The 3,486-nt window shown below is 66.9% G+C and carries 4 protein-coding genes; all 4 read right to left on the minus strand.

The features are described from left to right. Positions 1 to 626, minus strand: a 626-nt coding sequence (locus VDP82_RS15835; RefSeq protein WP_323015793.1) for a terminase large subunit domain-containing protein, incomplete at its 3' end; no start/stop codon positions are given. Then, the gene (locus VDP82_RS15840; RefSeq protein WP_323015794.1) at positions 604 to 1,023 is read right to left on the minus strand and encodes a hypothetical protein; all 420 of its coding nucleotides are present in this window, start codon (positions 1,021 to 1,023) and stop codon (positions 604 to 606) included. The genes VDP82_RS15835 and VDP82_RS15840, both read right to left, overlap by 23 nt. Positions 1,024 to 1,133: 110 nt before the next feature. Next, positions 1,134 to 2,396: an Hsp70 family protein gene (locus VDP82_RS15845; protein ID WP_323015795.1), complete on the minus strand. Its 1,263-nt coding sequence runs from the start codon at positions 2,394 to 2,396 to the stop codon at positions 1,134 to 1,136. A 115-nt stretch (positions 2,397 to 2,511) separates the two neighbouring features. Further along, complete coding sequence (locus VDP82_RS15850) at positions 2,512 to 3,156, minus strand: diguanylate cyclase domain-containing protein (RefSeq protein ID WP_323015796.1); 645 nt, start codon at positions 3,154 to 3,156, stop codon at positions 2,512 to 2,514. Positions 3,157 to 3,486 lie beyond the last annotated feature (330 nt).

The following is a 3,486-nucleotide window of genomic DNA, read 5'->3' on the forward strand; positions in this document are numbered from 1 at the left end:
AGAAATTGCGGGGCCAGATGCGCCCGGTTCTCGTCGGTGCGCATGCGCGTCACCATGGTCTGCCCATCGCTCAGCAGGCGCTTCAGAAGCCGGGTCGGCTTCGGCGTCGTCGTGGCCAGCTGGCGCGGGCGGTCGCCCAGCCGCAATCCGAATTGCAGCATGTCCCAGGCCTCCTCGGCATGGGGCCATTTGGCGATCTCGTCGCACCAGGCGGCGGCGAATTGCGGGCCGCGAAAGCGGTCGGGGTCCGATGCCGCCAGGATGGTGCCCTCCACCCCGTTGGGCCAGATCAGCCGGTTGCCGCGCAACAGGGGCCTGGTGGCGTCGGGATGGACATTGAGGATGCCGCTTTCCCCCCGCACCATGATCGAGATGGCCTCGGTCATGGTCTCGCCCACCAGCGCGATGGGGCCGATGCCCTGTTCGGCCAGTCCGCGCACCCATTCGGCCCCGGTGCGGGTCTTGCCGGCGCCGCGCCCGCCCAGCATGAGCCAGGTGGTCCAGTCCCCTTGCGGAGCAAGCTGCTTGGGCAGGGCCCAGCGGCTCCAGTCGTAATATATCGCCTCGATTTCGGCGTCGCTGCGCCCGGCCAGCGCCGCCGCTTCAGCGCCGGTTGAACTGCTCAAGGCGCTTGGCCAGCTTGTTGCGCAGGTCGGTCATGTCCTTCTTGGTGGGCGGGGGCACGTTGGGCCGCGCCGCGCCCATCTCGATCAGCTTGTCGAGCGATTTGATATGCGTGCCGAGCACATTGGCCTGCTTGTCGATCGGTTCGTTCACCGCCGCCTCCAATTGTTTGACCTGTTTGTCGAGAACCCGGAGCATGCGCGCCACCAGGGCGTCCTGGCGCACCGGCTTGGCGCGCAGGCTGATCCAGCCTTCCTGCTCGCGCCGATAGCGCAATTGCGCCTGCGTGATGCCATGGCGCCCGCAGATCGTCGCCGGCATGAACTGGCGGCTTTCATATTCGGCGCGCACGTCATCCCAGCGCACCGGCGCTTGCGCGCCGCCGCCCGTTTCCGTCATTGCCGTATCTTTCCGTGTGGTGAGGGCCAGGTGTCCTGCCCGGACCCAATTTCCTGATCGTGCCTGAAAGCTACCACACCAGCGTGACGCGGGGATAAGAGGGATAAGTTCTATCCGCCGAATTTCCTCCCGGCGTCGAGCGCCAGCCCCAGCCCTACGCTGCCCAGCACGTCGGTGCGCACCAGTTCGGCCTCGGGAAAAAGCGCGGCAAGCTGGCGGGCGATGGCCGGCACCTGCGTCGAGCCACCGGTGAGGATGAGGCTGTCGATGGCCCCGGCGCGGATGCCGGCGCGCCGGAGCGCCTCGGCAATGGTGGCGGCGATGCGCTCCACCGAATTGTCCAGCGCGGCGGTCAGCTCGGCCACGCTCATGGGCGTCTCGATCATCCTCTCGCGCACCGGAAAGCGGAAATCGGTCTCCGTTGCTTGCGACAGCGCGATCTTGGCCGCCTCCACCGCGCCGACCAGCCGATGGCCCAGCCGGTCCTCGATCAGCGCGATCATGGTTTCCACCCGCTCCGGCGCCGCCGCCTCGCGGCTGGTGCCGCGCAGGTCGCGCAGCGTCTGGGCCGTATAGAGCCGGTTGATGCGGTGCCAGGTGGACAGGTCGTAATAGGGCGCCACCGGCAGGTGCCGCTTGCCGTCGCGCGTGCGCGTGCCCAGCCCCAGCTCGGGCATCACCTTGGCCATGGAGAGCAGCCGGTCGAAATCGGTGCCGCCCACATGCACGCCGGCGGTGGAGAGGATGTCGGCGCTGCGGTCGGCAGCGCGGGCCCGCTCGGGCGAGACGCGCACCACCGAAAAATCCGAGGTGCCCCCGCCCAGATCGACGATCAGCGCCAGCTTTTCGGCGCTCACCTGCCGCTCATAATCGAGCGCGGCGGCGATGGGCTCGAACTGGAAGGCAATCTGGCGGAATCCCTGGGCCCGCACCGCGCTTTCCAGCTGCGATTCGGCCAGCCGGTCGGCCTCGGCGTCGTCATCGACGAAATGCACCGGCCGGCCGCAGACGATGCTCTCCACCGGCCCGCCCAGCTCCTGCTCGGCGCGCCGCTTCACCTCGGCGATGAAAATGCCCAGAATGTCGAGAAAGCCGTAGCTCCTGGCCTTGACCCGCGTGGTGTCGCTCATCAGCGCCGTGCCCAGCACGCTTTTGAGCGAGCGCATCAGCCGGCCTTCGGCGCCGGTGACATATTCGGCCACCGCCTCGCGCCCGAAGCGGATGGTGTCGTCCTCGAAGCCGAAGAACAGCACGCTGGGCAGGGTCTGCCGTCCGGCCTCCAGCCCCAGCAGATAGGGAACGCCATCGGCATCGCGATGCGCCATGGTGGAATTGGACGTGCCGAAATCGAGCCCGCAGGTAAGGTTCATCATCATCCGTCCCGAAAAAGCATCGCGCCGGCGAAAGCCATGGGCTCGCCGGCGAAATGGGGCAACAAAATTGGGGACGGCTCTCTTAGGGGCTTGCCGCAGGGCTGGCAAGTGAAGTTCAGGCGGCCTTGCGCCTGCGTTCCAGCGCCGGGCGCAGATCGATGCCTTCGAGGCGCCCCATGCCCTTGCGCTGCGCCTTTTTCAGCGCCTCGGCCCCGGCCTCGAAGAAGCGCCGGTCATAGGCGCCGCGCGGATTGGTCACCGCCAGCCCCTGGCTGATGGTGACGATACCGAGATGGCTTTCCTTGTGGGCAAGGCCGAGATGGCGCACATTTTCGGCGATGCGGGCCGCCATGGCTCGCGCCATCAGCGCCGGCAGGTCGGGCAGCACCACCACGAAGCCGGCGGCGCCCATGGGCAGGCAGCGATCGGTCTCGCGCGGCAGCGCCGAGCCGATGGCCTTCATCAGGGCGCGGGTGCAATCGTCGGCGGCATCCTTGCCATAGGCGGTGAAATAATCCTGGAAACGGTCGATTTCGATGACTAGCAGGCTCAGCGACACATGGCGTCCGGCGGCGCTCTGCCAGCCCCGCGCCATTTCTTCCTCGATGATGCTGCCCAGCTTGGGGCGGATGCCGATGGAGCGCGCAATGGCCGCGGTGCCATAGGCCGGCTGCCGCTCGGGCCGCCTGCCATGCAGGGCCGCGCGCACCCGCACCCAGAAGGGGTCGGAAGGATCTCTCGAGCTCGCCGTATCGGTCATGATCGCGCCTATCCTGGGCCTCGTGCCCGTAGATCACGCCACAACATGGTTAACCAAGCGTAAACGGATACGCAGATGCCGTCCGCCTTCCCTGTCGCGCCGGCCTTGCGCCGGAAGTGTTTACTTTACAGCATGTCTCCCGAAAGTGGGAACCGGTTTCGGGACAAAGACATGCGCAAAAACAAAAGGCTAAGGCGCATGGAGCGAATCTGAAAGATCGCGACGCGCTTTAGGCGTTTTCTATCGGGCAGTTCCCCCCCACCCACCGGCGCCTGCCGCGGACTTGTATCGATGATTTGTGTTTAGTTTGTCCCGGGAGGCGGTAGGCGC

The organism is Devosia sp., from assembly GCF_034675085.1.
GTDB lineage: Bacteria > Pseudomonadota > Alphaproteobacteria > Rhizobiales > Devosiaceae > Devosia.

Bases quoted from the DNA above. Each gene is read 5' to 3' on its own strand.
- VDP82_RS15840 (WP_323015794.1), bottom strand. From the start codon at position 1,023: ATGACGGAAACGGGCGGCGGCGCGCAAGCGCCGGTGCGCTGGGATGAC.
- VDP82_RS15845 (WP_323015795.1), bottom strand. From the start codon at position 2,396: ATGATGAACCTTACCTGCGGGCTCGATTTCGGCACGTCCAATTCCACC.
- VDP82_RS15850 (WP_323015796.1), bottom strand. From the start codon at position 3,156: ATGACCGATACGGCGAGCTCGAGAGATCCTTCCGACCCCTTCTGGGTG.